This window comes from Leisingera sp. CC-HEC093, assembly GCF_059429195.1.
The window spans coordinates 508,052-533,371 of the sequence record NZ_JCAIJR010000001.1 but is presented as its reverse complement, the minus strand read 5'-3'; the positions used below and the strand labels follow the sequence as shown (position 1 = coordinate 533,371).

At 61.2% G+C, this 25,320-nt stretch carries 25 protein-coding genes and 1 pseudogene; 16 read left to right on the top strand and 10 right to left on the bottom strand.

All coding sequences use genetic code 11. From position 1 onward, the window contains the following. Positions 1 to 303 precede the first annotated feature (303 nt). From AC5STB_RS02595 to pheT, 3 genes are all read left to right on the top strand, one after another. Entirely contained in the window at positions 304 to 678 is a 375-nt protein-coding gene (locus AC5STB_RS02595) for a hypothetical protein (RefSeq protein ID WP_495441426.1), read from the top strand. A gap of 239 nt (positions 679 to 917) precedes the next feature. Further along, complete coding sequence (locus tag AC5STB_RS02590; protein WP_495441425.1) at positions 918 to 1,733, top strand: CE1 family esterase; 816 nt, start codon at positions 918 to 920, stop codon at positions 1,731 to 1,733. A gap of 89 nt (positions 1,734 to 1,822) precedes the next feature. Then, positions 1,823 to 4,219: a phenylalanine--tRNA ligase subunit beta gene (gene pheT / locus AC5STB_RS02585; protein ID WP_495441424.1), complete on the top strand. Its 2,397-nt coding sequence runs from the start codon at positions 1,823 to 1,825 to the stop codon at positions 4,217 to 4,219. 103 nt (positions 4,220 to 4,322) lie between these two features. Here the strand turns inward: pheT and AC5STB_RS02580 are convergent, their stop codons facing one another. After that, positions 4,323 to 5,216 (bottom strand): LysR family transcriptional regulator, encoded by an 894-nt coding sequence (locus AC5STB_RS02580; protein WP_495441423.1) that lies wholly within the window; start codon positions 5,214 to 5,216, stop codon positions 4,323 to 4,325. 87 nt (positions 5,217 to 5,303) lie between these two features. Between AC5STB_RS02580 and AC5STB_RS02575 the strand changes: the two genes are divergently transcribed. The 5 genes from AC5STB_RS02575 (at position 5,304) to AC5STB_RS02555 (ending at position 8,337) form a co-directional block, all read left to right on the top strand. Continuing rightward, the gene (locus tag AC5STB_RS02575; protein ID WP_495441422.1) at positions 5,304 to 5,939 is read left to right on the top strand and encodes a class I SAM-dependent methyltransferase; all 636 of its coding nucleotides are present in this window, start codon (positions 5,304 to 5,306) and stop codon (positions 5,937 to 5,939) included. Between the two features lie 47 nt (positions 5,940 to 5,986). Next, on the top strand, positions 5,987 to 6,649 hold the full coding sequence (locus AC5STB_RS02570; protein ID WP_495441421.1) for a phosphoribosyltransferase: 663 nt from the start codon (positions 5,987 to 5,989) through the stop codon (positions 6,647 to 6,649). Beyond that, positions 6,640 to 7,089 carry a YtoQ family protein gene (locus AC5STB_RS02565; RefSeq protein WP_495441420.1) on the top strand — a complete coding sequence of 150 codons (450 nt, stop codon included), beginning with the start codon at positions 6,640 to 6,642 and terminating at the stop codon, positions 7,087 to 7,089. Before AC5STB_RS02570 ends, AC5STB_RS02565 begins: the two co-directional genes overlap by 10 nt. Next, positions 7,086 to 7,616, top strand: coding sequence for a GNAT family N-acetyltransferase (locus AC5STB_RS02560; RefSeq protein ID WP_495441419.1), 531 nt, complete (start codon positions 7,086 to 7,088; stop codon positions 7,614 to 7,616). The genes AC5STB_RS02565 and AC5STB_RS02560 overlap by 4 nt, the downstream gene beginning before the upstream one ends. Before the next feature lie 184 nt (positions 7,617 to 7,800). Continuing rightward, positions 7,801 to 8,337 (top strand): hypothetical protein, encoded by a 537-nt coding sequence (locus AC5STB_RS02555; protein ID WP_495441418.1) that lies wholly within the window; start codon positions 7,801 to 7,803, stop codon positions 8,335 to 8,337. Positions 8,338 to 8,461: 124 nt separating this feature from the next. Here the strand turns inward: AC5STB_RS02555 and AC5STB_RS02550 are convergent, their stop codons facing one another. The 4 genes from AC5STB_RS02550 to ald form a co-directional block, all read right to left on the bottom strand. Continuing rightward, on the bottom strand, positions 8,462 to 9,268 hold the full coding sequence (locus AC5STB_RS02550; RefSeq protein ID WP_495441417.1) for a mechanosensitive ion channel family protein: 807 nt from the start codon (positions 9,266 to 9,268) through the stop codon (positions 8,462 to 8,464). Between the two features lie 77 nt (positions 9,269 to 9,345). Then, complete coding sequence (gene mscL, locus AC5STB_RS02545; protein ID WP_495441416.1) at positions 9,346 to 9,777, bottom strand: large conductance mechanosensitive channel protein MscL; 432 nt, start codon at positions 9,775 to 9,777, stop codon at positions 9,346 to 9,348. 160 nt (positions 9,778 to 9,937) lie between these two features. Continuing rightward, positions 9,938 to 10,534: a LysE family translocator gene (locus AC5STB_RS02540; RefSeq protein WP_495441415.1), complete on the bottom strand. Its 597-nt coding sequence runs from the start codon at positions 10,532 to 10,534 to the stop codon at positions 9,938 to 9,940. 158 nt (positions 10,535 to 10,692) lie between these two features. Beyond that, positions 10,693 to 11,811 carry an alanine dehydrogenase gene (ald, locus tag AC5STB_RS02535; RefSeq protein ID WP_495441414.1) on the bottom strand — a complete coding sequence of 373 codons (1,119 nt, stop codon included), beginning with the start codon at positions 11,809 to 11,811 and terminating at the stop codon, positions 10,693 to 10,695. 138 nt (positions 11,812 to 11,949) lie between these two features. On the opposite strand from ald, the gene AC5STB_RS02530 reads away from it, so the two are divergent. Continuing rightward, the gene (locus AC5STB_RS02530; RefSeq protein WP_495441413.1) at positions 11,950 to 12,408 is read left to right on the top strand and encodes an Lrp/AsnC family transcriptional regulator; all 459 of its coding nucleotides are present in this window, start codon (positions 11,950 to 11,952) and stop codon (positions 12,406 to 12,408) included. A 356-nt stretch (positions 12,409 to 12,764) separates the two neighbouring features. After that, positions 12,765 to 13,682 (top strand): polyphosphate kinase 2, encoded by a 918-nt coding sequence (gene ppk2 / locus AC5STB_RS02525; RefSeq protein WP_495441412.1) that lies wholly within the window; start codon positions 12,765 to 12,767, stop codon positions 13,680 to 13,682. A gap of 67 nt (positions 13,683 to 13,749) precedes the next feature. Here the strand turns inward: ppk2 and AC5STB_RS02520 are convergent, their stop codons facing one another. Together AC5STB_RS02520 and rpsU are read right to left on the bottom strand one after the other, a co-directional pair. Further along, complete coding sequence (locus AC5STB_RS02520; RefSeq protein ID WP_495441411.1) at positions 13,750 to 14,847, bottom strand: CAP domain-containing protein; 1,098 nt, start codon at positions 14,845 to 14,847, stop codon at positions 13,750 to 13,752. A 734-nt stretch (positions 14,848 to 15,581) separates the two neighbouring features. After that, positions 15,582 to 15,788, bottom strand: coding sequence for a 30S ribosomal protein S21 (gene rpsU / locus AC5STB_RS02515; protein WP_005614280.1), 207 nt, complete (start codon positions 15,786 to 15,788; stop codon positions 15,582 to 15,584). Between the two features lie 116 nt (positions 15,789 to 15,904). Between rpsU and AC5STB_RS02510 the strand changes: the two genes are divergently transcribed. Continuing rightward, positions 15,905 to 16,606, top strand: coding sequence for a COQ9 family protein (locus AC5STB_RS02510; RefSeq protein WP_495441410.1), 702 nt, complete (start codon positions 15,905 to 15,907; stop codon positions 16,604 to 16,606). Positions 16,607 to 16,646: 40 nt separating this feature from the next. Continuing rightward, entirely contained in the window at positions 16,647 to 16,856 is a 210-nt protein-coding gene (locus AC5STB_RS02505; RefSeq protein WP_495441409.1) for a hypothetical protein, read from the top strand. Between the two features lie 151 nt (positions 16,857 to 17,007). Here AC5STB_RS02505 and hmpA read toward each other — a convergent pair whose 3' ends face one another. Then, positions 17,008 to 18,198 carry an NO-inducible flavohemoprotein gene (gene hmpA / locus AC5STB_RS02500; RefSeq protein ID WP_495441408.1) on the bottom strand — a complete coding sequence of 397 codons (1,191 nt, stop codon included), beginning with the start codon at positions 18,196 to 18,198 and terminating at the stop codon, positions 17,008 to 17,010. Positions 18,199 to 18,343: 145 nt separating this feature from the next. On the opposite strand from hmpA, the gene AC5STB_RS02495 reads away from it, so the two are divergent. Then, positions 18,344 to 18,781, top strand: coding sequence for an Rrf2 family transcriptional regulator (locus AC5STB_RS02495; RefSeq protein ID WP_495441407.1), 438 nt, complete (start codon positions 18,344 to 18,346; stop codon positions 18,779 to 18,781). A 389-nt stretch (positions 18,782 to 19,170) separates the two neighbouring features. Further along, positions 19,171 to 20,283: an HPP family protein gene (locus AC5STB_RS02490; RefSeq protein ID WP_495441406.1), complete on the top strand. Its 1,113-nt coding sequence runs from the start codon at positions 19,171 to 19,173 to the stop codon at positions 20,281 to 20,283. Positions 20,284 to 20,358: 75 nt separating this feature from the next. Here the strand turns inward: AC5STB_RS02490 and AC5STB_RS02485 are convergent. Continuing rightward, a pseudogene (locus AC5STB_RS02485) lies at positions 20,359 to 20,682 on the bottom strand (integrase core domain-containing protein); the annotation flags it as partial. A 58-nt stretch (positions 20,683 to 20,740) separates the two neighbouring features. Between AC5STB_RS02485 and AC5STB_RS02480 the strand changes: the two are divergent. Then, a protein-coding gene (locus tag AC5STB_RS02480; protein WP_495441158.1) for an IS3 family transposase occupies positions 20,741 to 21,867 on the top strand; the annotation gives its coding sequence in 2 pieces (ribosomal slippage) (positions 20,741 to 21,005 and positions 21,005 to 21,867; 1,128 coding nt in all). Positions 21,868 to 21,985: 118 nt separating this feature from the next. On the opposite strand, the gene AC5STB_RS02475 is transcribed toward AC5STB_RS02480, so the two are convergent. Then, the gene (locus tag AC5STB_RS02475; RefSeq protein WP_495441405.1) at positions 21,986 to 22,291 is read right to left on the bottom strand and encodes an ArsR/SmtB family transcription factor; all 306 of its coding nucleotides are present in this window, start codon (positions 22,289 to 22,291) and stop codon (positions 21,986 to 21,988) included. A gap of 617 nt (positions 22,292 to 22,908) precedes the next feature. Between AC5STB_RS02475 and AC5STB_RS02470 the strand changes: the two genes are divergently transcribed. Further along, complete coding sequence (locus AC5STB_RS02470; RefSeq protein WP_495444551.1) at positions 22,909 to 25,206, top strand: DUF1963 domain-containing protein; 2,298 nt, start codon at positions 22,909 to 22,911, stop codon at positions 25,204 to 25,206. Positions 25,207 to 25,320 lie beyond the last annotated feature (114 nt).

The window sequence follows — 25,320 nt, the reverse complement described above, 5'->3', positions numbered from 1 at the left end:
CAGGCCGGGCAGCGCCCGTCCCGCCCCCCACGGGGCGGGCGCTTCGCTTCCCACCCCGCCGGGCCGGGCGCTGCCCTGGGTGATACACAGCACAGGTATAGTTGTGCTTAGCGCGCAACGGGCGCTATGCTCCCCTCGATACTGCAAAACAGTTTGATTTGAGGGTTTTGAGCGAATGGCTTCTGCTGAAGTGATGACCGCCTGCGAGAATGTGTGCAGGGATTTTCATGGTTGTCTAGTTGGTTGCAAGAAGCGGCCGCTAACCCTGTTTGGGCGTTGGTGCTTGGGGGAGTAATCTCGTTAGTGATCTGGAGATTTCAAACAAAGCAGGCTTTTGATCTGGAGCTGAAACGTGAGAAAAGAAACCTCTATCGAGATTTTCTTCGCCAAATTGGTAAGGCCGCAGCTGTGAAGCATGAGGCCGGTTCTGGTGTGTGGGAACTGCATCCAGAGGTAAGAAGGCTTTGGGCTTTACAAAAGGAAATTGAGTTGGTTGGTTCCGCCAGATCTTGTGAAACCAGTTCCGGAGTTCTTGATGCTGTGCGAACCCTTTTTTCAGTAGAGGCGCATCTGGTCAAATCTTCCGATGGAGTTATGCGAAGCCTGGATGGCAACGTTTTCTTTGCTAGCGACCAAATGGTAGGTGCTATGAAAAGTGAACTGGGAAAGAACTCATAAGGAAGTTCTGCCGCGCGGAACAAGGCCGAGAGGCCGCCGCGCCATCGCCTGACCGCCCGCACGGGCAGGCGATTTGGGGCCGCAGGCGCACAGGCTGGAGGTTCTACGGGTTTGGCCGACATAAACTGCCACACACGCCGTTGGATCGCCTCCCCGCGGTCAGGCGATGGCGCAGCTTGGCATCCGGACCCACAAACTTGTGACGTGACAGCTGCCGCGCGGTGGCTACGCTCGCACATATGATCCGAGCAGCCCTTTCCCTGTCCGCCGCCCTTCTGTGGGCCTCTGCCGCTGCGGCTATGGGGCCGTCAAAATCCGCTGAATGCCATGGCGCAACGCAGTGCGCATTGGGGGACCGCTCCTATCACGTGATGGAGCCAGAAGGCTGGGACGGGGTCTCACCCCTGCCGGTGCTCTTGCATTTTCACGGCTGGTCCCGCACCGGGCGCCATGCGCAGAAAAGCGAACGGGTCGGGGCCTCTGCCAGGCGGCGCGGTGTGCTGCTGGTGACACCGAACGGGCGCAACAAGACCTGGGATTTTTGGTCCTCGGAAACAGAAGACGTGGGTTTCGCCGACGCGGTGCTGGCAGACCTCGCCCAACGCTATCCGGTTGATGCGGAACGGATCTATGTCTCTGGCTATTCCTATGGCTCTGCCATGGCTTGGCGCTATGTCTGCCACAGCGGCAATGATGTGGCGGCGCTCTTGGCGGTGGCCGGCACCATCCACCAAACTGAGAATTGCACTGAGGCCCCGCGCGAGGTGCGCCATGTGCACGGTTTGAAGGACACAGTAATGGATTTCCCCTATGGCCCTGGCGGCGAGCGGACCTATCCGGTGGCGCTGTGGCGGGCGCGGCTGGGCTGCGGTGCGGCGCGGGCGCTGGGGCAGTGGCAGGTGGTGGACTTCCTGAAGCTGGAGCGCACGGTCTGGGCAGGCTGTTCCCAGGGGCAGGTGGTGCTGGACACCCATCCCGGCGGGCATTTCATCCCGCATGGCTGGATCGGGCGGCAATTGGATGAGCTTTTGAACCTCACTCCCAGCTATCCTTGAAAGCAGGGGCGCAGAACCCTTGAACCTTGGCGCATTCTTTGCCATTGCCTCAGGTCAAACACGCATGTCTGCCAAGGGGTCCCCGACCGATGAAATTCACGCTTTCCTGGCTGAAAGACCACCTCGACACCGACGCTTCGGTGGAAGAGATCACTGAAGCCCTGACCGATCTGGGCCTTGAGGTCGAAGGGGTCGTAAATCCGGCGGACGCACTGAAGGATTTCAAGCTCGGCTATGTGAAGCATGCCGAGAAGCACCCGGATGCCGATAAGCTGCGGGTCTGCAAGGTGGACACCGACGAGGGTGAACTCCAGATCATCTGCGGCGCTCCGAATGCCCGTGAAGGCATCACCGTGGTGGTCTGCAAGCCGGGCATGTATATCCCCGGCCTCGACATCACCATCGGCGTTGGCAAGATCCGCGGCGTAGAGAGCTTTGGCATGATGGCCTCCGAGCGCGAGCTGGAACTGTCGGACGAGCATGACGGCATCATCGAGCTGCCTTCGGGCGCGGTGGGCGACAGGTTCGTGGACTGGCTGGCGGAAAACGATCCGGCCAAGGTCGATCCGGTGATCGAGATCGCCATCACCCCGAACCGCCCCGATGCGCTGGGCGTCTACGGCATTGCCCGCGACCTGGCGGCGCGCGGCCTCGGCACCCTCAAGACCCGCGCGTATGAGGCGATTCCGGGTGACTTCGCCAGCCCGATCAAGGTGACCATCGACGCCGACACGCTGGACGGCTGCCCGCTGTTTGCCGGCCGGGTGATCAAGGGCGTGAAGAACGGCCCCAGCCCGCAATGGCTGCAGGACCGGCTGAAGGCGATCGGCCTGCGCCCGATTTCGGCTCTGGTGGACATTACCAACTTCTTCACCTTCGACCAGAACCGCCCGCTGCATGTGTTCGACGCGGCCAAGGTCGCGGGCGATCTGCGGGTGCATCGCGCAGCTGGCGGTGAGACGCTGAAGGCGCTGGACGAAAAGGAATACACCTTTGGCGCGGGCCAGATGGTGATCTCCGACGCCAATGGCCCCGAGAGTATCGGCGGCATCATGGGCGGCGAAGAGACTGGCTGCACTGAGGAAACCGTGGATGTGTTCCTGGAAAGCGCGTTCTGGGATCACGTGCAGATCGCCATGGCGGGCCGCGCGCTCAAGATCAACTCCGACGCGCGCTACCGCTTTGAGCGCGGCGTTGATCCGGAATACACCATCGAGGGCCTGCACCGGGCGACCCAGATGATCCTGGACCTCTGCGGTGGCGAGCCGTCGGAGGTGGTGATCGCGGGCGATGTGCCGGATCATTCGCGTGCCTACAAGCTGGACGCGGACCGGGTGCAATCGCTGGTGGGCATGGAGATCCCGGAGAGCGATCAGCGTCAGACCCTGACCCGCCTGGGTTTCCGCCTGGAAGGCAGTATGGCGCATGTGCCCAGCTGGCGTCCGGATGTGCAGGGCGAGGCCGATCTGGTGGAAGAGGTGGCGCGGATCGCGTCGCTGACCAAGCTGCAGGGCAAGCCGCTGCCGCGGCTGACCGACGGCATCCCCAAGCCGGTGATGACCCCGCAGCAGCGGCGCCAGCAGATGGCGCGCCGCACCTGCGCCAGCCTCGGCTACAACGAAGTTGTCAGCTACAGCTTCATCGACAAGGCCTCGGCTGCGCTGTTCGGCGGCGGCGATGATGCCACCATGCTGGCCAACCCGATCTCCTCCGAGATGTCGCACATGCGCCCCGATCTGCTGGCAGGCCTGTTGCAGGCTGCGGCCCGCAACCAGGCGCGCGGCTTCATGGATCTGGCGCTGTTTGAGGCCGGCCCTGCCTTCACCGGCGGCGAACCGGGCGAGCAGGTCAACCAGATCGCAGGCTTGCTGGTGGGCCGCACCGGGCCGAAGGACGTGCACGGCGCCTCGCGCGCGGTGGATCTCTATGATTCCAAGGCTGATATTGAAGCGGTGCTGGCTGCCATTGGCGCACCGGCCAAAGTACAGGTCCTGCGTGAAGGTGCCGCCTGGTGGCACCCGGGCCGCCATGGCCGGATCTGCCTGGGCCCGAAGAAGACCCTCGGCGTCTTTGGCGAGCTGCACCCGAAGGTGCTGAAAGCGATGGGCATCAAGGGCGCGGCTGTTGCGTTCACTATCTTCCCGGATGAAATTCCGATGCCGCGCAAGTCCTCCGCCACCCGTCCGGCGCTGGCGATCAGCGATCTGCAGGCGGTGGAGCGGGACTTTGCTTTTGTCGTCGACGACAACGTTGAAGCGCTGACGCTGGTCAATGCCGCAGCCGGCGCCGACAAGGCACTGATCGAGGACGTGCGCGTCTTTGACGAGTTCATCGGCGGCTCACTGGGCGAGGGCAAGAAGTCGCTGGCAATCACCGTGCGGCTGCAGCCCAGCGACCAGACGCTGAAGGAAAAGGACATCGAAGCGGTGAGCGAAAAGATCATCGCCAAGGTGACCAAGGCAACCGGCGGCACCCTGCGGGGGTGACGGCTTGCCCAAGGCTTTTGAGAAAAGGCCTTGGCAAAAGTTTGCAGAAAACACTTGGGCGGCTCCCGGTTCCGGGGCCGCCCTTTTCCTTTGCGGTGGCGGTTCAGAACCGCATCTTCAGCCCGGTCAGGTAGTCGGCCAGGATGTCGAACACCAGGCGGATGCGGCGGCTGGTGTGCAGCTCGCGGTGGGTAGCCAGCCACAGCGGAAATTCCAGCGTTGGCATGTCCTCCAGGTCCAGTGGCTCCACGTCCGGGCTTTTGCGGGCGATGGCATCCAGCATCGGCACGATGCCGAACCCCTGCCGCACCAGCTCCCAGGCCGCCAGGCCGCTGGTGGAGCCAACGGGGAAGTTCTCTTCACTCAGCCGGATGCCAAGCGGCTCCATGTAGGCCAGGAACTGAGGAATGTCGCCGAAGGACACAAAATCATGCGCGTTGAGGTCGGCACGGCAGCGGGGCGTTCCCCGGCGTTCCAAGTAGCTGCGGGCGGCATAGAAGCGGGCGGTGGTGTCCTGCATCTTGCGGGCGATCAGCTCCGGCTGGTCCGGGCGGACGTGCCGGACAGCGATATCGGCCTCCCGCCGCTGCAGGTCGCGGATGTCGTCCGCCGCGACAATCTCAATCCGCAGCCGCGGCGCTTGCTGACGCAGCCGCTCCAGCACCCCGGGCAGTATATGGGCCGAGATGCCATCGCTGGCTGTGATGCGCACCAGCCCTTCGATGGTCTGCGCTTGTCCTGTTGCCGCCAGGGCTAGCCCATCAGCTGCCTCGCCCATCCTGCGGCTGTGCGCCAGCAGCTCCTGTCCCGCTTCCGTCAGCGCAAGTGCACGGCCAAGGCGCTCAAACAGCAGCACCCCCAGCTCTGCTTCCAGCGCCGCAACCTGGCGCGACAGCGTCGGCTGGGTGAGGCCAAGCTTGCGTGCCGCTGCAGAGAGGGAGCCGGTTTCAGCGGTGGCAAGGAAGGCGCGGATATGGTTCCAGTCGGGGCTCATCATGCAAATACGTATATCAACCTTGCGGATTTCGGCAATTTGTCCGTGGTTCCTGCATAGATAGGGTGCAGGCAGCCAAGGAGACCAGTTATGAACGCCGACGCCCGCTTTTGGAACAAGATCGCTCCCAAATACGCCAAATCCAAGATCCGCGACATGGACGCCTACCATTACTCGCTGGAGCGCACCCGGTCCTATCTGAAGGCGGATGATACCGTGCTGGAACTGGGCTGCGGCACCGGCTCCACTGCCATTGAACTGGCGCGCGGCGTGTCCAGGATTGTCGCAACCGACCTGTCGGAGGCCATGCTGGAGATTGGCCGCGAGCGCGCCTGGGATGCAGGTGCGGGCAACGTCGAATTTCTCTGCTGCAGCGCCGGGCAGGCGCCGGACGGCCCGTTTGACGCAGTGCTGGCGCACAACCTGCTGCATTTGCTGCCGGATCTGGAAGAGGTCCTGGGCGGCGTTGCGGCCAGGGTGAATCCAGGCGGGCTGTTCATCTCCAAGACCCCCTGCCTGGGCGAGATGCGGGGCGGCTGGAAGTATTGGATGTTTTCGGCGGCCATACCGCTGATGCGGCTGGCGGGGCAGGCGCCCAGCTATGTGGATTTCATCGGTATCCGCAGGCTGGAGGCTGCTGTGCAGAAGGCGGGGTTCGAGATCATCGAGACCGGCAACTACCCGGCGGACACGCCCGGGCGTTATCTGGTGGCGCGGCGGCGCTGATTTTTGCCTTTGGCCCTTCCGCGCTAGGTAACGGGGGGGAGGCCAATATGTTCGAGGACCGGAATGCTGCCGGGCTTCAGTTGGCCGGGAAACTGGCTGAACTGCCTATGACGGACCCCGTGGTGCTGGCGCTGCCGCGCGGCGGGGTACCTGTGGCGCTGCCGATCGCGCATAAACTGCAGGCGCCTTTGGACTTGATTCTGATCCGCAAGATCGGCATGCCGTCCAATCCTGAGCTGGCGGCAGGCGCCCTGGCGGAGGGCAGCAATCCCATTTTCAACGGCGCCTTGCTGCAGGCCTCTGGCATGAAACCGGAGGATTTTGCCCCCCAGGTTGCCCAGGCGCGGGAAGAGAATGCCGCCCGCCGCACCCGCTATCTGAAGGGGCATCCGCCGGTGGAGCTGGAAGGCCGCACGGTGATCGTGGTGGATGACGGGATTGCCACAGGCGCCACCTTTATGGCAGCGCATTTCTGGCTGAAGGAGCGCGCGCCTGCCCAAGTGATCCTGGCAGTGCCGGTTGCTCCGCCGGAAGCGGTGGACGAACTGCGCCCCTTGGTGGATACTCTGGTCTGTTTGCTGAGCCCCAGGGAGTTCTGGGCGGTCGGCGCGCATTACAGGGATTTTACGCAAACCAGCGATGACGAGGTCATGGCGGCCCTGGCCGCTGCCCCGCAGGCTGGCGCAGGAAAGGACAAGACGTGGCATTGAAAGTTTATCTCTCGGGCGAGATCCACACCGACTGGCGGGAACAGATTGTTGAGGGCGCCAAAGGGCTGGAAGTGAGCTTCAGCGCGCCGGTGACCGATCATGATGCCAGCGACGATTGCGGCGTTGCGGTGCTGGGGGCTGAGGAGAACAAGTACTGGCACGACCACAAGGGCGCGATGGTGAACGCGATCCGGACCCGCAAAGGCATCGCCGATGCCGACGTCGTGGTGGTGCGTTTTGGCGACAAGTACAAGCAGTGGAACGCGGCATTTGACGCGGGCTATGCCGCGGCGCTGGGCAAGTCGATCATCGTCCTCAGCCCGCCGGAGCATCAGCACGCTCTGAAAGAGGTGCACGCCGCGGCGCTGGCAGTGGTGGAAGAACCGCGCCAAGTGGTTGAAATCCTGACCTATGTTCTGACTGGCAAATTGCCCGCATGACGCCTCCCGTTTTGGAGACGGACCGTCTGATCCTGCGCCCGCATGGGGTGCAGGATTATGAGGCCGTGGCGGCGTTGTGGGCTGAGCCGGAAGTGGTGCGATTCATCTCTGGCACGCCCTCCACGCCAGAAGAAAGCTGGAGCCGCCTGCTGCGCTATATCGGTCATTGGCAGGCGCTGGGCTTTGGCTATTGGGCGGTGACCTTGCGCGAAAGCGGACGGTTCGCCGGTGAGGTGGGCTTTGCCGACTATCAGCGCAGCATGGAGCCGCCGCTGGCCGGGGTGCCCGAAGCGGGCTGGGTGCTGGCGCCTGAGGTGCACGGGCAGGGGATCGCAACCGAGGCGGTGGGGCGGATCCACCAATGGGCGGCAGAGGCGACGGACTGGGAAGAAACCGTCTGCATATTCGACCCGTCCCATACCGTATCGCACAGGGTGGCGCGCAAGCTGGGCTATGCGCCCGCTGGCGAGGCCGTGTACCGGGGCAATCCCACGCTGGTCATGAAACGGCCTGTTCCAAGGCGCTGAGGCTGCGGGCCGGGGCATCCGATTTGTGGTCCGCGGCCAGCGCGCCGCTTCAGGCTTTGCGATTATTTTGCGGTGAAAGTTGCGCCGAAACGGTTCCTTAACGCCGCTCAGCTACTTATGGGGTCCAGCACTATTTTCAAAGAACAGCCTTTGTCCGGCAGGATGGAGGCCCACGGAAATGCACATGACAAACCGCCGCAGACCTTTTACGCAAATCACGCCGCTGATTGAGGACACCGGGCTGTTCAAGCGCGAGGTGCGCGATGTGCCGGTGGAGCTGGTGCCGGTGTTGAACCGTAACAACCGCGGCGACCTGGTGGTGAAGGGGATTGTTCAGCCGGGCGCCGAGATCGAGGTGGTTTTTGCCGGCCGCCGCATGCGCGAGGCAGCAAGCCTGGTGGAGCGGATCCGGAAACTTCGGATGCAGGGCGCGCGCTCGGCGCTGAACGGTCATGAGGCGATGAACCAGATCAGCCGGCTGCGGCTGGCGGTGCAGGTGCGCGGAACCTGGCGGTTCCGGTTCCGGCCTGATGCCTCCGGCTGGGAGGTGAAGAGCTATCAGCTGATCGCGGCGCAATGGGCCTTTACCGACGAGGACGGGGTTACGGTGTTGTGCGGCTGGCCGCCGGCCGAACCCGACGACAGGCGGCAGGAGCGTGCCCGCGCCGCCCGCACCCGCCAGGCGGAGGCCAAAAGCAGGGCGGCCGCCAGGACACGCTGAACACAGCAGGTGCGAACCCCTGCCGGCCCGGGCCGCCCCGAAAGCCGCAACGCCCCGCCAAAGACGGGGCGCCAGGCGTCAGCCGTATGCAGTCCCCCAAGGGGCCAATACGGACAGACGCGTCTTAACCCGCTTTCTTGATTTCCACGGAATGCGGATAGGGGATCGAGATGCCCTTTGCATCAAAGGCCTCTTTCACCCCCTGTGTCAGGGCGAATTTCAGCTCCCAGTAATCCTCAGCCTTGCACCAAATCCGCGCGGTCAGATCGACCGAGCTGTCGCCCAGGTTGGTGACCCGGACCCAGGGTTCCGGGTTCTGCAGCACCCGCGCATCCGCATTCGCCGCCGCCAGAATGATCGCTTTGGCGGTCTCGGCATTGTCGCTGTAGTCGATGCCGAACACCATGTCGACGCGGCGTGTGGGGTGGTGCGAGAAGTTGGTTATGACCGAACCCCAGGCCTGGCCGTTGGGGACGATGATCTGCACATTGTCGGGTGTGGCCAGCTCGGTTACGAACAGGTTCACGTCCTTCACAGTGCCAGAGGTGCCGCCGATGTCCACATACTGGCCGATCTTGTAGGGGCGGAACAGGATCAGCATGAAACCCGCCGCCAGATCGCTGAGCGTGCCCTGCAGCGCCAGGCCGATGGCCAGGGTGGCCGCGCCCAGCATGGCGACCAGGCTGGTGGCCTGGATGCCGAAGATGCCGAGGATCGCAACCAGAACCACCGCCAGCAGCACCCAGCGGATCATGCTGGCAGCGAAGTTGCCCAGCGTCGGGTCAATCTGCGGCGTCCGGTTGATGCGGTTGCGCACAACGGCGCTGATCCAGCCGGCAGCAATCCAGCCAAGGATCAGCACCACCAGCGCCTTGACCCCTGCCACCAGCAGCGGCCACAGCGCGCCGGCCTGTTCGATCAGTTGTTCCATAAGCGTCGTGTCCCTTTCAAACGCTCAAGGGAGCGGTGGCCCGCCCCCTGTCTTTGTTTGGTGCCGCAATACCGGCGTTATTTTTTCAGCGAGTCGCGGATTTCCAGCAGCACGTCAAGCTCGGTCGGGCCTGCGGGCGCCTCTTCGGCCGGCGTCTCCTCCTGCCGTTCCATTGTATCGCGGGCGCGGTTTACGGCTTTGACCAGCAGGAACACCACCCAGGCGATGATCAGGAAGTTCAGCACCGCCATCAGGAAGGAGCCATAGGCAAAGACCGAAGCGCCGGCCTCGCGCGCGGCTTCCAGCGAACTGTAACTGGTGCCATCGCCGCCCAGCACCACGAAGTTGTTGGTGAAATCCACCCCGCCGGTGAACAGCCCGATGACCGGGTTGATCAAATCATCGACCATGGATTTAACAATCGCGGTGAAGGCGGCACCGATGATGATCCCCACCGCCATGTCCATTACATTGCCCTTGGCAATGAAGGCCTTAAACTCGTCCAGCATGTCCGTTTCCTTTCCATCCCTGTCGCCTTTTTTATAGGCAGCAGGCTAGGAACGGTGTTTCAGCCTGTAAACGGGGAATATGCCGGCGGTAACGGCCTGCCAGCAGTAACCCAGCCGGTTTCTGTCCATCGGCACAGAGCCGATGGCCGGTCTCCGGGCCTCAGGACAGCAGCATCCAGACCGCAACCCCGGCCAGCACGGCGCCGAACAGCAGGTTCAGGCTGCGGGCACCCCCGGAAGACCGGAACAGATTTGCGAGGGCGCCGCCGGCCAAGGCCCAGACCGTGAAGGCCAGCAGGTTGTTAAGGGTAAAGACAGTGGTGATCCACAGAACCGGCATTCCCGTCGCCAGGGTCTCCGGATCCAGGAATTGCGAAAACATCAGGGCGATGATCACATAGGCCTTGGGATTCAGCATCAGCAGCGCGGCACCGCTGGCAAAACTGGCAGGCCGTGCCACTGGCGCACCCTCAAACACCCCGGCCCGCAGCAGTTTCCAGGCCAGCCACAGGACATAAAGGGAGCCCGCGGCTTTGAGCACCGCAAAGAGCTGCGGCGCCTGGTCCAGCGCGGCGGCAAAGCCAAAGCCGATCGCTGCCGTCACGATCCAGGTTGCCAGATGGTAGCCTGCATTGGCGGGCACGGTGGCAGCAAATCCGAAACGCGCGGCATTGGCGGCAAAGAACATGTTGCCGGGGCCGGGGCTGTAGGCGAGCGGGAACAGAAATACGATCAGCGCGGCGGTTGCCTGGAACATCCGGAACTCCGTTTTGGGGCCGGTCCAGAAACGCCATTGCCGCGGCTCCGGTCGATCCGTTTCTTGCGGAAAGAGGCCGGGCGGCGGGCTGCGCGCAAAGAAAAAGCCCCGCCGGATTGGCGGGGCTTCCCTTGGTTTTCCTGCTATGCAGCGGGCAGTTACATCTTCATTGCGTCTTCCGGAGAGATGCAGTCCAGGCCCAGGGCCTCGCCGACCGCGGCGTAGGTCAGCTTGCCCGCGTGCACGTTCAGGCCGTTCAGCAGGTGACGGTCGTCCGCACAGGCCTGGCGCCAGCCCTTGTTGGCCAGGTTCAGCATAAAGGGCAGGGTGGCGTTGCCCAGGGCCTGGGTCGAGGTGCGCGCCACAGCGCCCGGCATGTTGGCCACGCAGTAGTGCATGATGCCGTCGACCTCATAGATCGGGTCGGCGTGAGTGGTGGCTTTGGAGGTCTCAAAGCAGCCGCCCTGGTCGATGGCGACGTCCACCAGTACCGCGCCCGGTTTCATCTCGGACAGCTGCGCGCGGGACACCAGCTTCGGCGCTGCCGCACCGGGGACCAGAACCGCACCGATCACCATGTCGGCTTCGCGCACCAGCTCAGCAGTTGCACCGGCGGTGGAGTACTGGTTCTTGAAGGAGCGGCCGAAGACATCGTCCAGATACTTCAAGCGGGTCAGCGAGCGGTCGAGGATGGTGACATCCGCACCCATGCCGGCTGCGATCTTGGCTGCGTGGGTGCCGACGACGCCGCCGCCGATCACCACGACCTTGGCCGGAGCCACGCCAGGGACGCCGCCCATCAGCACGCCGCGGCCGCCGTTGGCCTTTTGCAGGGTGTAGGCGCCGACCTGCGGGGCCAGGCGGCCGGCCACTTCCGACATCGGCGCCAGCAGCGGCAGGCCGCCGCGGTCGTCGGTGACGGTCTCGTAAGCAATTGCAGTACAACCGCTTTCCAGAAGGTCCTTGGTCTGCTCCGGATCGGGTGCCAGGTGCAGGTAAGTGAACAGCAGCTGGTTTTCACGCAGCATCTTGCGCTCAACCGCCTGGGGTTCCTTCACCTTGACGATCATGTCGGCGGTTGCAAAGATTTCCTCGGCGGTGTCCAGGATCACGGCACCGGCAGAGACATAGTCCTCATCGGTGAAGCCTGCGCCCATTCCGGCGCCTTGCTGGATAACAACCTCATGGCCGCGCAGGACGGCCTCGCGGGCGGCGTCCGGGGTCATGCCGACGCGGAATTCCTGCGGTTTGATTTCGGTGGGGCAGCCGATTTTCATGTGAGCATCTCCTCAAACTCTCTGCGGTCATTTTGACGCAGGCGGCGTAAAATGTGCTGCTTATTTGGGCGGAATAAAAACATGCGTTTCGAAGAATCTTCGCGTAATATGTCAGAATACAGCAAGGATCTTCGCTAAATGTCGCTGGACGAAACAGATCGTCGCATTCTCTCAGTGCTTCAAAAGCAGGGCCGCATCTCTAATGCGGACCTGTCGGAGCGGGTGAACCTGTCGGCCTCAGCCTGCCACCGCCGGGTGCAGCGGCTGGAGGCGGAGGGCTATATCCGCGACTATGTCGCGCTCTTGGATGCGCGCAAGATGAACGTGCCGTCGACGGTGTTTGTGGAGATCACCCTGTCCGGCCAGGCGGATGAGGTGCTGGATGCGTTTGAGAAGGCGGTGTCACGGATACCGGATGTGTTGGAGTGCCACCTGATGGCGGGCACCGCGGATTACATTCTCAAGGTGGTGTCGGAGAACACGGAGGACTTCGCCCGTATCCACCGCCAGCATCTGGCGCGGCTGCCTGGGGTGGCGCAGATGCAGTCGAGCTTTGCTTTACGCACAGTGTTCAAGACCACGGCGCTGCCGGTCTGAGGCGGTTTTGCGGGGGTGTCAGGCGTGCACCCCCCGGTACACCCCCTGTGCAGCGGCATGGCAGAATGTCAGCCAGGGCCAAGTCTGGGGCGGGGAGGTCAGGACAAAGCTCATGGCCTGCACATAATCCGCCCATCCACCGGTTTTCCAGCGGGCTGTGCAGGCGGACAGCGGCTTTTGCGCTTGAAACCGGACGGGAATTCCGCTTGCCTTGGGGCAGGATGCTGCCGCCGGGTCATCACGCCGGGGTTGCGGATGCAGCCGCCAGCCGCCCGGCCCTCCGCGTGGCATCTCTCTGTCATATGGCGCTGTTGGACGGCACCGTTTGCATCACCTGACAAGGAAGGAACCTGCCTGTGACCCGCGAATATGAGAGCGCCTCACTGGACTGGCTGGAAGCGGAGCTGCAGGACACGCTGGACGAAGACATCGAGATCGAGTTTTCCGAGCCGATGCTGAGCCAGGAGATCCGCAAGATCTATCGCGAGCAACACCCGGAGATGCTCGACCGGCAGGTCTATTTCCGCAATCTTTTGCGGCTGCAGGCAGAGCTGATCAAGGTGCAGGACTGGGTGCAGCACACCGGCGCCAAGGTTTGCATTCTGTTCGAAGGCCGCGACGCCGCAGGCAAGGGCGGGGTGATCAAGCGGATCACCCAGCGGCTGGACCCGCGGGTGGCGCGGGTGGTTGCGCTGCCGGCGCCGAACCGCCGCGAGCAGAGCCAGTGGTATTTCCAGCGCTATGTGCCGCATCTGCCCGCGGGGGGAGAGATCGTGCTGTTTGACCGGTCCTGGTACAACCGGGCCGGGGTCGAGCGGGTGATGGGCTTTGCCAGCGATGACCAGGTGGAACAGTTCTTTCAGGATATTCCGGAATTTGAACGGATGCTGGTGCGGTCGGGGATCATCCTGCTGAAATACTGGTTCTCGATCACGGACGAGGAACAGCAGCTGCGGTTCATGATGCGCATTCACGACCCGATGAAGCAGTGGAAGTTGTCACCGATGGACCTGGAGAGCCGGATCCGATGGGAGCAGTACACCAAGGCCAAGGAAGAGATGTTCGAGCGCACCAATATCTCCGAGGCGCCCTGGTACATCGTCGAGGGCAACGACAAGAAGCGCGAGCGGCTGAACTGCATTGAGCACCTGCTGACCAAGATCCCCTATGAGGAAGTTCTGGGCGAAAAGGTGGAGCTGCCGGACCGCAAGTACAACCCGGATTACGAGCGCCAGGTGCTGCCGGACGAATTGTATGTGCCGAAGATTTACTGAGGGCTGATGGAAATGCAAAAAAGGGCGTGCCGCGGCACGCCCTTTTCCTGTTTGCCCGGCGGGGAGCTCAGAACAGGAAGTCGCCGGAGTTCAGCTGCTGCTCGGTGATGCCGGCCAGCAGCATGCTGTCGCCGTCGCCATCGGTGATCAGTACGCCGTCGGAGGTCTGGCGGGTGTGGTTGTTCATCAGGTCGCTGTAGCTGCTGATGCCATTGGCCGCGCCGAGGTCGATGCGTTCGCCGCTGGCAGACAGGTTGAAGTCGGTGACGGTGTCGTTGCCGGCGCTGAAGACAAACAGGTCGCTGCCGGCCTTGCCGGTCAGGATGTCGTTGTGGGCCCCGCCGTCCAGGGTGTCGCTGCCGCCGCCGCCCCAGAGTTTGTCCTTGCCGTTGCCGCCATTCAGCTGGTCATTGCCGCCATTGCCGCGCAGCCGGTCATGGCCGCCGCCGCCGTTCAGCACGTCATTGCCACCGCCGCCGGTCAGCAGGTCGCCCTGGCCGCCGCCGTTCAGCTGGTCGTTGCCGCCCATGCCTTTCAGGTGATCGCGGCCATCGCTGCCGTCGAGACGGTCGCCGCCGCTGCTGCCGGTCAGGGTGTCATTGCCGGCCAGCCCGTCGAGGCTTCCGGCGCTGCCGAGGCTCAGCACATCGTCGCCCATGGTGGCCTTCGGGCTGCTGCCGCCGCCGTTGCCGCCGCCCGAGCCGCCGGTGTCGAGTTGCAAGGGGGCGCTGGTGCGGGCGAAGTTCTGGGTCACCATAACCGCGTCCCAGCCGTTGAAGTTGCCCTGTTCGATGCCGATGCCGATCACCTCGACGTTGGCGTTCAGGATATTGGCGCGGTGGCCGGGGCTGTTCATCAGCGAGTTGTGCAGGTCGATGACATCATCGGACAGGCCGGGGGCGCCGCGCTCGCTTTGCCAGGCGATGTTTTCCGCCCAGGTCCAGCTGCCGGAAAAGACGAAGTCTGCGTCTTTCATGCGGTCGCCTGCGCTGGAGCCGCCGGCGCCGGTGTGGGAGAACACATCCTGCTGCAGCATCCATTCGCTGTGGTCTTCGGCGGAATCATTCAGCCGCAGCTCCAGCTGCACCGGGTTCAGCCCGCGTGAGGTGCGTTCTGCATTGATCAGCTCGAGCATCTGCCGCTCGAGATCGCTTGCCTGTGACATTGTTTACTGCTCCGTGAGTGTTGCGCAGTCCGGTTACCGGAAACTGGCAGCGCCGGAAGCGCAGGGACGGCAATTGGCGGATTTGCGGCAAAGCTCTGCCCGAAGTGCGGGGGCGGGTACGCGGATTCCTGCGCGTTGCGGCCCGCCGGCTGCCGCAAACCGGCGGCGGGGCCGGCCGGGCGGAAGACCGCCGCAGGGCGCGGCAGGCGCGGCGGCAGGGATTCGGCCGCGGGAGGGCAATCTGGCGGGGCGCGGGGCTGGAAAAGCGGCCCGGACGCCGCCGGGGGGATGGCGGCGTCCGGAAGAAAGGGAAACCCGGGAGGCGTGCCTTGTTTGCAGGGACCAAGACCAGCGCGGGTAATCGGGGGGAAGCGCCGCCCGCCCAGGGTTTCAGGAAACCGGGTGTTCCAAGCCCGGCCGGCGGGGGCAGGGGTTAGGGAATCGCAACCGGCCTGCCCGGCCGTTCTCACTTTATAGCAGAGGCTGATTGCGAAATACACCCTAAAGATGTAATTCGAATTAATATGCAACCGTATCCTCTGCGCTTTAAGGCGCAGCCAGCTGCGGCAGGCAGGTGCAGACCTATCCGAACGGGGCCTATCTGAACGGGGCCTATCCGAAAGAGGGGCTGAAAATGACAAACCCCCGGGCAGGGCCGCGGGGGTCGTCTGATCTTGTGCGGCCGGTCCAGAGACCTGCCATAGTGCTGTCCAAAGCTGGAGAGCCAGGTGTGCTTAGAGCAGACCTTCGCGCTGGGCTTTCTTGCGCGCCAGTTTCCGGGCACGGCGGATCGCTTCAGCTTTCTCGCGCGCTTTCTTCTCGGACGGCTTTTCGAAATGTTGCTTGAGCTTCATTTCGCGGAAGACGCCTTCACGCTGCAGCTTTTTCTTCAGGGCACGGAGCGCCTGATCGACGTTGTTGTCGCGAACACTAACCTGCATGTGGTTTTCACCACCTTTCTAAGTTGAGTTGCAAGGATTTGCAGGAAGTGGCCGTATAGCAAAGCGCGATTATTTTGTCTAGTAGGGTGTCAGGACGCTGCCAGCGGGAGGCTGAGATGAGTGAAAACAACGATCACGCACAGGATGGCATCAAGGAAAAGCTGCTGGATGCGGCGCTGATGCATGTACCGTTTGACGGCTGGTCGGAGGTGACATTCCGCGCCGCCTGCCAGGATGCGGATGTGCCGGAGGTGCTGGCCCATGCGGTGTGCCCGCGCGGCGGCGTCGATCTGGCGCTGGCCTATCACGCGCGCGGCGATTCGCGGATGCTGGAGCGCTTGAAGACTGATGATCTGACCGGTCTGCGGTTCCGGGATAAGATCGCCGCCGCCGTGCGGTTCCGGCTGGAAGCGGTTGACGACAAGGAGGCGGTGCGCCGCGGCACCACGCTGCTGACACTGCCGCAATATGCGGGCGATGGCGTCAAGGCGGTCTGGCACACTTGCGATCTGATCTGGGACGCGCTGGGCGACGGATCCGACGATTTCAATTGGTACACCAAGCGCGCGTCGCTGGCCGGCGTCTATTCCGCCACCGTTCTTTACTGGCTGGGCGACGACAGCCTGGAGCACCAGGCGACCTGGGAGTTTCTGGACCGGCGCATTGATAATGTGATGGACTTCGAGAAGCTGAAGGCGGGGCTGCAGAAGAACCCGCTGCTGAAGCCGCTCTTGGCAGGGCCGAATTGGCTGGCCGAACAGATCAAGCCGCCAAAGGACCGCGACGGCCTGCCGGGCTCGCTGAACCCGCGGCGCTGAAAGGGCCAGGCCGGAGGACGGACGTCTGCCCGCCGGAGGCATGAGCCTTGCCGTCAGCCAAAGCGCACATTCGCGCATCTTGCAGCGGAAGGCGGCTATCGAGCCCATTTCGGAAGCGTCAAGTTTGTTCTGCGCGCGCACGCAGCATGTAAACCTGCTGCACCGCTACGAAACCACTGCTGCATTGCAGAGGCGAAAGCAGTCACTCAAGCAGCTTGCAGCAAGTCTGCAGCGCCACCATATGGATTGAGCTGTTTATTGAACTTCTGATAGCCATTCGCCGCCTTGGCCACGGCCAACCGCGAGGCAGATGCGGTTGGCTTTGTGTCACAAGGCTATCGGCGATCGTGTGGTCCACCCGATACGGTTTTCCCGGCTGCGAAACCGTTCTTCTTTTGCTGCTACGCGACGTCCAGTTCCTGCGCTGGCCCGAAAAACTCGTAGAAGATACGGTTTTCGTCAACGCCAGCCGCCCTCAGGCCGTTCACAGCCATCGCCATGAAACCCTTTGGACCGCATATGTAGTATTCAGCCTGATCTGTATTGGTGTTCCGGGTCAGCCACTCCGGAGTGATGCGGCCTTCCACATCAAAGTTCGCTTCAGCCCGGTCTTCGGAACTGGGATCCTCAAAAAATGTGACGCACCGGCGGGACAGCGATCGCGCGATATCCGGCATGACGTGATGCCTGCTGTTTTGTGTGGCATGCAAGTAGGTCGCAGAGCGATCGTTTGCGGCCAGAACCTCAAGCATGGAAATCATCGGCGTCAGCCCGACACCGGCCGACAGCAGGACAACATCAGCCTCCTGGCCACTTTTCAGGAAAAACTCTCCAGCCGGTGCAGCAACATTAACCATGGTGCCTTCGACTGCCTGCTCATGCAGCCAGGTGCTGGCCTGGCCGCCTTTCTGGTGCTTGACCGTGATCCGGTAAAACTCATTCGATGGCCCTGAGGAAATCGAATAATTGCGGCGCAGCTTGCCTGCCCCGGGCACATCAAGATCGAAGGACAGATATTGTCCCGGCTTGTGCTTCAGCAGGGGCTTGCCATCGACGGGTTTCAGGACAAAAGACATGACGTCAGCACTCTCCTGGATCCGCCTGTCGATCCGGAACTCCCGCCAGCCGCGCCAGCCGCCCTCTGCCGCTGCGGTGTCCTGGTAAAGCTGCTCTTCGCGGCCAATCAGGATATTGGCCAGGAACCAATAGGCTTCACCCCAGGCGCGGATCACCTCCTCGGTCGCCGCATCTTTAAGAACTGCCTTGATCGCGCCCAACAGGGCGCTGGCGACATGATCATAATGGCGGGGTTCGATTTGCAGGCCCACATGCTTGTTTGCAATACGCTCCACCGCTGCGGCCATCACCGGGAGGTTTTCGATGTTCTGAGCATAGGCCAGAATCGCGTTGGTCAATGCTGCGTGCTGCGGGGAGTCGCCGTTCTGGTGCGACTGGTTGAACAGTGTGCGGATTTCCGGATCGGCCAGCAGCCTGTCGTACATCTCTGCTACGATCTCGCGCCCATGCTGCGCCAGCGCCGGAACAGTCGCCTTTACGGTGTCGATGGTGGTTTGGCTGAGTGGCTGTGCCATTGCACGCTCCTGATTTGTCTGTTGGCAGGTCTGCGGCCTGCGTCGTGAGTTTCATCGCCTGAAACATTCAAGCTGGATGCATGTATGATTGCAGGATTGAAAGATGCAACCCAAATGAATATTAAAAGCGTGATCGGAGCCCCGCATGAAGCTGAACCTGACAACAGATTACGCGTTGAGAATTCTTATTTTTCTGGCGTCCAAGCCCGAAGAGCTGCACTCGATTGAGACATTGAGCCGCATCTACCGTCTGCCGCACAGCTCTTTGATGAAGATCGTCAGCGAACTGGTCCGGCAAGGCTACGTCATGAGCGTTCGCGGCCGCTACGGCGGCATCAAGCTCGGACAGGCAGCCAGTGCAATCAATGTGGGGCAAGTTGTACGAAGCATGGAGGAAAGCTTCGAAGTTGCCAATTGCGGAGAATGCGTGATCCAGCCCCAATGCGGGCTCCGGGGGGTCTTTGCCGAAGCGGTCGATGCGTTTCTGGGCGTTCTCGACCGCAGCACCGTCGCCGATCTGATCAGAGACAAGTCGGGTCTGGTTCCGTTGCTGACTTTGTCAGAGGCGGCAGATAATCCGTGAGCCCGCCTGATTTAAGGCTGCGGCCGGAGTCCTGGCATGCGTTAATCGCAGTTGTCCCTGCTTGAGGCGCCTGCAACGATCTTTCGACGCATTGCAGGGAGCAGACTGAAATTTGCGATGGCGTCCCAGTCAGGCCTTCCAACTGCAAGACACCCGGACTTTGGGCAAGTGAACAAGGACGAATCGCGGCTCACTATGTCTTCTTTTCGCCTCGGGTTCCGGATAACCGCGGTTGCCAGCGATGGCGTCAGCGGTGTTGCTATTCTGGAAGAACATCTTTGTGCCGCACCGTGTGCCACCGCAGAGTTTCCGGGCTATGCAACGTTTTCAAAGTGACTGTTTTCTGCGCAGCTTGCCGTCGGGTGATTCAATTTCGGGCAGGCGGAGCCATGCAGCTAAAGTCAAATCTCTTGCGCCATCTCTCTCCGGCACTGCCGCCAGCACAGATGCGGGAAACCCTGCGCGCAGCGGTGGGCGCGGTGGCCGGGATTGGTGTTTGCGCGTTGTTCGCGCTTGTCTGGCCGGAAATCGCAGGGATTCCCATGCGTCTGCTTGCCCCCTTGGGCGCCTCCGCGGTGTTGATCTACGCAGTCCCGAATTCCCCGCTGGCGCAGCCCTGGTCGGCAATCTGCGGCAATATTGTTTCCGCCGCGGCGGCGGTTGCAGTCTTGCAAACCGTGCCCATGCCCTGGGGACCGGCATTGGCTGTGGCAGCCGCGATCGTTGCAATGATGATCGCGCGGGCCCTGCATCCTCCGGGCGGGGCAATTGCCTTGCTGGCAGCACTGGACCCGGTGCCGGTCCTTGATGCAGGTTTTGTCTTTGCGATCGTGCCTGTTGGCCTTCTGACGGCCGCTTTAGTCCTGACGGGTGTTCTGTTTAACCGGGTCACAGGCCGTAAGTACCCGTTCCGCCAATCCGTAGAGATGCCTGTGCAGCCGCAAGAGATCCGCCTCGGGCTCGGCAGCGAGGAACTGGAGGCGTTGCTGGAGCGCTTCCATCAATCCGCCAACATCGGTGCGGCAGATCTGGGGCGGCTTCTTGCCGCCGCAGAGGGGGAAGCCGCGCAGCACCGGTTTGATGGTGTAACCTGCGGCAGCATCATGACACAGAACCTGATCACTGTAACGCCCGATGTGCCACTATCGCAGATTGCGCAGTTGTTCCGCCGCCATTCCGTCAAGAGTCTTCCCGTTGTGGACACCAACGAAAACTTCGTGGGGCTCATCCTGCAAAGTGATCTGATCGATGCGCTGGTACGAGGCGGCGGCCGAGAGTTCCGCCCGATGCGCCAAGGCAAACTGAGGGCGAAGCATGTGATGCAGCCGCCCGCCGGCAGTGTACCGCATGACCTTCCGGTCGGCATTCTCCTGAACCGGCTTTCGCAGCATGGGGTGCAAACCGTGCCGGTAACGCAGGATGGCCGCCTGGCAGGCATTCTCACGCGCACTGACATTATCGGTCTGCTTCTGCGAGGCGCGCAAAACCGATTGGCCACGTAAGTTAGAAGCCGGATTGGGGCACCTGGAGACGCCCAGGCTGGTGAGTAGCCCCACTTAAGTGGTCCGAATTGAAAGTTAGTGCATGGTTGGCCTTTGGTCCATCAGGACGATGGCCTCTGGCGCAGGTGGGCGGTAGCCCAGAGCACTGTGGGGCCGTTTAGTGTTGTAGTGTTTTCTCCAGCTTTCGATAATGATCTGAGCCTCGCGCAGCGAATAGAAGATGTCACCGTTCAGCAATTCATCCCGCATCCGCCCATTGAAGCTCTCGCAGTATCCGTTCTCCCAGGGTGATCCAGGCTCAATGTATGCGGTTTTGGCCCCGACAGCTTTGATCCAGCCTCTGACGGCCTCAGCAATGAACTCAGGGCCATTGTCCGACCGAATGTATGCTGGCACGCCACTGGAGTGCCCCATCTGAACTGGTCCACCGTTATGTTTAGGAAACGGAGGACAGAGAATGGCGAACAAGCGGCACAAGCCAGAGGAAATAGTTCAGAAGCTGCGGCAGGTTGATGTGCTTGTCGGGCAAGGAATGGCGCGGGTTGATGCAGTCCGGGAGGTTCGCATCACGGAGCAGACCTACTACCGCTGGCGCAAGCAGTATGGTGGGATGGGAACCGACCAACTGAAGGAACTCAAGCGTCTCCAGAAGGAGAACGAGCGGCTGAGAAAGGCCGTGTCGGATCTGACACTGGACAAGCTCATCCTGAAGGAAGCCGCACGGGGAAACTTCTGAGCCCCGCTCGTCGCCGAGCCTGCATCCAGCTGATCCGTAGCGGGATGAAGGTATCGGAGCGTCGGATCTGCCGCGTGCTCGGGCAACATCGCTCGACACAGCGGCATCATCCAAGGGGCCGGGAAGACGAGGAACGGCTGGTTGCCGACATGACCGGATTGGCCAGGCAATACGGCAGCTACGGCTACCGGCGCGTTGCTGTGCTGCTGAGGGATTCAGGCTGGCAGGTCAGTGATGGCCGGATTGAGCGGCTGTGGCGACGAGAGGGGCTGAAGGTGCCACCGAAGCAACCGAAGAAAGGAAGGCTTTGGCTGAACGATGGGTCATGCATCCGGTTGCGCCCCGAGTATCGCAACCATGTCTGGTCGTATGACTTCGTGCATTGCCGAACCGACGATGGGAAAGCGTTCCGCACACTGAACATCTTGGATGAGTTCAGCCGTGAATGCCTGGCGATCCGAGTGAAGCGGAAACTCAACTCGACCGACGTGATTGATGCCCTGACGGACTTGTTCATCCTGCGGGGGCCGCCAGCTTACGTTCGAAGCGACAACGGGCCGGAGTTTGTTGCCAATGACGTGCGGGCCTGGATTGAGGCTGTCGGGGCTAAGACCGCTTTCATCGAACCCGGAAGCCCCTGGGAGAACGGCTACGTCGAGAGCTTCAACGCCCGGATGCGGGACGAACTGCTCAACCGTGAGATATTCTATTCGGTGAAGGAGGCTCAAATCATCATCGAAGGCTGGAGGAAACACTACAACACAAAGAGACCCCACAGTGCATTGGGCTACAGGCCCCCGGCTCCAGAAGCCATCATCCCGATGGAACCGAGGCCAATGATGCACTAACAATCAAACTGGACCAGTCAGATCAGGCCACCCACCAGTACCAATTGCGAACAGAGGGACAGCGCCGAACAGATATCGGGCGTTCCAAGCATGCGCACCGAATGCGCTCTGATTGCGATCAGTCATCGTGCAATTGTGTCGTCACCTCAAATCCAGCCAGACATTCCGAAACAGTCTGACGCAATATACCAATTGCCTGTGCATTCACGCAGTAGCATGATCGAGGCCCATCAATTGTACCTTCAAGCAGCCCCGCTTCTTTGAGAATTTTCAGATGTTGCGAAACAGTAGACTGAGAGAGAGGCAGAACCTCAACAATCTCTCCACAAATGCACTTTCCACGGTCAGTCAATACTTGGAGGATCTTCAGCCTGGCCGGGTGAGCTATGGCTTTTAACTGTATGATCAGGCGATCGTCGTTCAAAACGGGTCGCATCCGGGCTTCCTTAATCGTCAATCGACGATTAAGGATTAATTGCTAGTGGCAACAGTTGTCAACGTAACGTTACCAACCTCGAACGCTGGCCCAACTAGGCGCGTAAGGGAAATTGCCGCCGTTCGTGCGGATTGCAGCCTTACGTACTTTTGGGCTCTCAGCCGCCGAATGCTTGTGCAGCTGGGCCCGTGTCGTGCTTGGTCAGGAACCGGCCATCGACAGGCGTGGCCAAGAGACTGATCCTTCGGCGTTTCTGACGATGCGCTGCCACCCGTTTTCCAATTGCCGCGGTTCGGCCTGGTAGCGGCGAACTCGTCGTGAGAGCCCATACTGCTGAATGCTGCACCTGATCTCTGCGGCAGAGGTGCCATGAAGCTGCCCTTCACCGAAAGTGCTGTCTGATCGGCTCGGCATGTTGGGATGATTTTGAAGCGGACATTGATGCATTGATTTTGGAACACGCAACATAGAAAAGCACCTATCCGTGGTCTTTCAGGTAAGTGGAGGTTGTTCCCGGCAGCACTACCGCGCCTTTCAGGCGTCAAACTTTCGCCACTTACCTTTCGAATAAGGTGACGGCCATCTTGATTTGACCGGTGTTTGAAATGCTATTTGATCGATATTTTTTTTTAGGCGGCTTGTGTGCCGTCTTTCTTGTCTCAAGGGACATTTTCTTTTCGCTAGTGATCGTCTTTCTGCTCGCGCTCCTGCTCCTTATTGCTGCTTCGTTTCCTTTTTTGCTGTGGCAATCTGCAGCCCAGATTGCGGGGCCCAAAGTGCTGCGTGCTTTGGCCACTCTCCGTTGGGACCAAGCTTTCCCGAAAAGCTTCGGCGCAAAACGGCACCGCGCGCGTGCCGTTAGGCTTCTGAAGGAGACTTTCCCCCTCTCCGCGGATCTGTTTGCGGAACAGAACAAAGCTCCGCTGCAGGCAATTCTAAAGCGCGCCTGGGCGATGGACGCCTGGGTTCCTCCGGTTTTTCAGCGCCCGCTCACGGCACGCCGTCTCGCAACAGTGTTGGGCAGTGATGCGAATTTTGATGAGGCAAGGATCCAAGAATTCGGAAACTATCTGGAAACGTTGAGTCCGCAAAAACCTCATGCTGGCTGGTTCCTGCGCCTGCGTTGGGCGCGCAACATAGTGTTGTCCTTCCTGGTTGCTCCTCCAAGAGATTATAAGCGTTTTGGCCGCACTTACGCGGAGTGGTTCGCAAAGCAGCCGGACGCCAACCGAGGCATCTCTGAATCGCTTGGTGTTTCGCTTCGCTCGCGCCGGTTAGGCGCCGGGCTCGCGGCGGTAGCATCACCGGAGCTGGTATTGCGCCAGATACGTCCGGCTGCGCAACGGGATCTGATCGTCATGGCAAGGATCCTGCACAAGGAGACGACGTTTGCTCGGGTGTTCTGGACCGATCCGGCCAGATACAAGAAGATGCGGCAAATGCTCGGCTGGTTTTGCGAGTTCCCTGAACTGCAAGACTTGCTTTCTTCTGCAGCGACACAGCCCTCTCGCCGCTCGGAGAAGCCATCTGCACCAGAGGCCGCTTCCAATTCCGTTGTGAAGACGCCTGACGAGATCCGGGCAGAGATCGAAGGCCAGGCGGCAGAGGCTGTTTACCTCCGGCGGCATTGGCCCCTGAACGATCAGATCGCAGGGGGTAGCCATTTGGGCGGCCTGCCGTCTTTGCCTGCGCATATCGAGTGGCCGCGTTCCAAAAATCTTGATCAGCCACTGCATTTCCTCGCGCAAATCGACTGTGCTGAAATGCCAACCATTGAAACAGACACGCCGTTGCCGACGGACGGGCTGCTTTTGTTCTTTGCTGATCTTGATGAGGAACTCATGTGGGATGAGGATACGAATGCCACCCGGGTCCTTTATGTGCCTGCTGAAGAGCAAGTGAGAGAAAAGAGACCGCTTCCGGAGGATATGTCTGACATCGGCCATGACCTTGGAAAACCCAGCGGAGGGTACGCGCGCTATGGCATTAAATCCTATCCGGCATGGCCGGTTTCCGGCGAAATAATCCGCTCGTTCCCCTTGCGACAGTACGAATGCAAATTGGATTACTATCGCCCTGGGCTTGAGCTGCATCTTGCCGAACTTCAGGCGAAACTTCCCCCTAAAGCGGAGAGGCGTTCATTTAAACTGATTGACCGCGAACTTGTTCGTGATCCGGAAACTGGCCAGCCGGAATTGAGTCCTGAAGGAAAGGTTGTTCGCCGCAATACCATAACCCCACACATTGACAGAGACACCACATTTCCTTGGTGCGGCGCGGTCATGTCTGCCTTTGCTGATGCCTCGTTGATCAAATGGCAAAGTGAGCTTGCAAGCAAAGGCTATTTTCTGGAGTACTGCCACCAGCGCCTGGAGGCTGGTGGCGACAGAGATAACTATGAAGAGCTGCTCGCACGCACGCAGGCCGAGATTGCCTCTGTGGAAGAGAAGCTGGCAATTGCCAGGGCCTTTGAGCCAGTGCTGCGCTCACTGCCGGATTTAGAGATTCCGTCTCAGGAGCTCTCCAGGAAGATCAAAGACAGGATGCTTGCAGTTTCGGATAAACTGAACGTGAATGCAGATATGCACCGTGCAATCAAAACTGTCGCACAAAGGGCGGTCTCGGAGGCGGCTTTGAGGGAATTGCTTCCCGCAGCAGCTTGGGAGGCGGTTGAGTACCAATTGCTCCCGTCAGTCAAACAATCTGAGCATATTCTTCTTGGCTATCCACAGGTGAAAACCAACCCGACAACCGGGAAAGGAGTTCGCCTGCTCGTCTTGGACAGCGATTACGGCACGGACTTCATGTTCTGTGATTGCGGGGTGGTTGAGTTCTATATTCAACCTGCCGATCTGGCGGCAAAGGACTTCAGTAAGGCATATGCCCTGACAGCAGGAGGTTAACCGGCTAGGTGGTCGATGGCCGCTATGGGGCGGCCCGCAGTCATTGCCTCCGGTGACGGGAGCGGCTGCCCTGTCCCGCACTGTTACTCCAAAACCAGCCAAAATTCTGTGTCA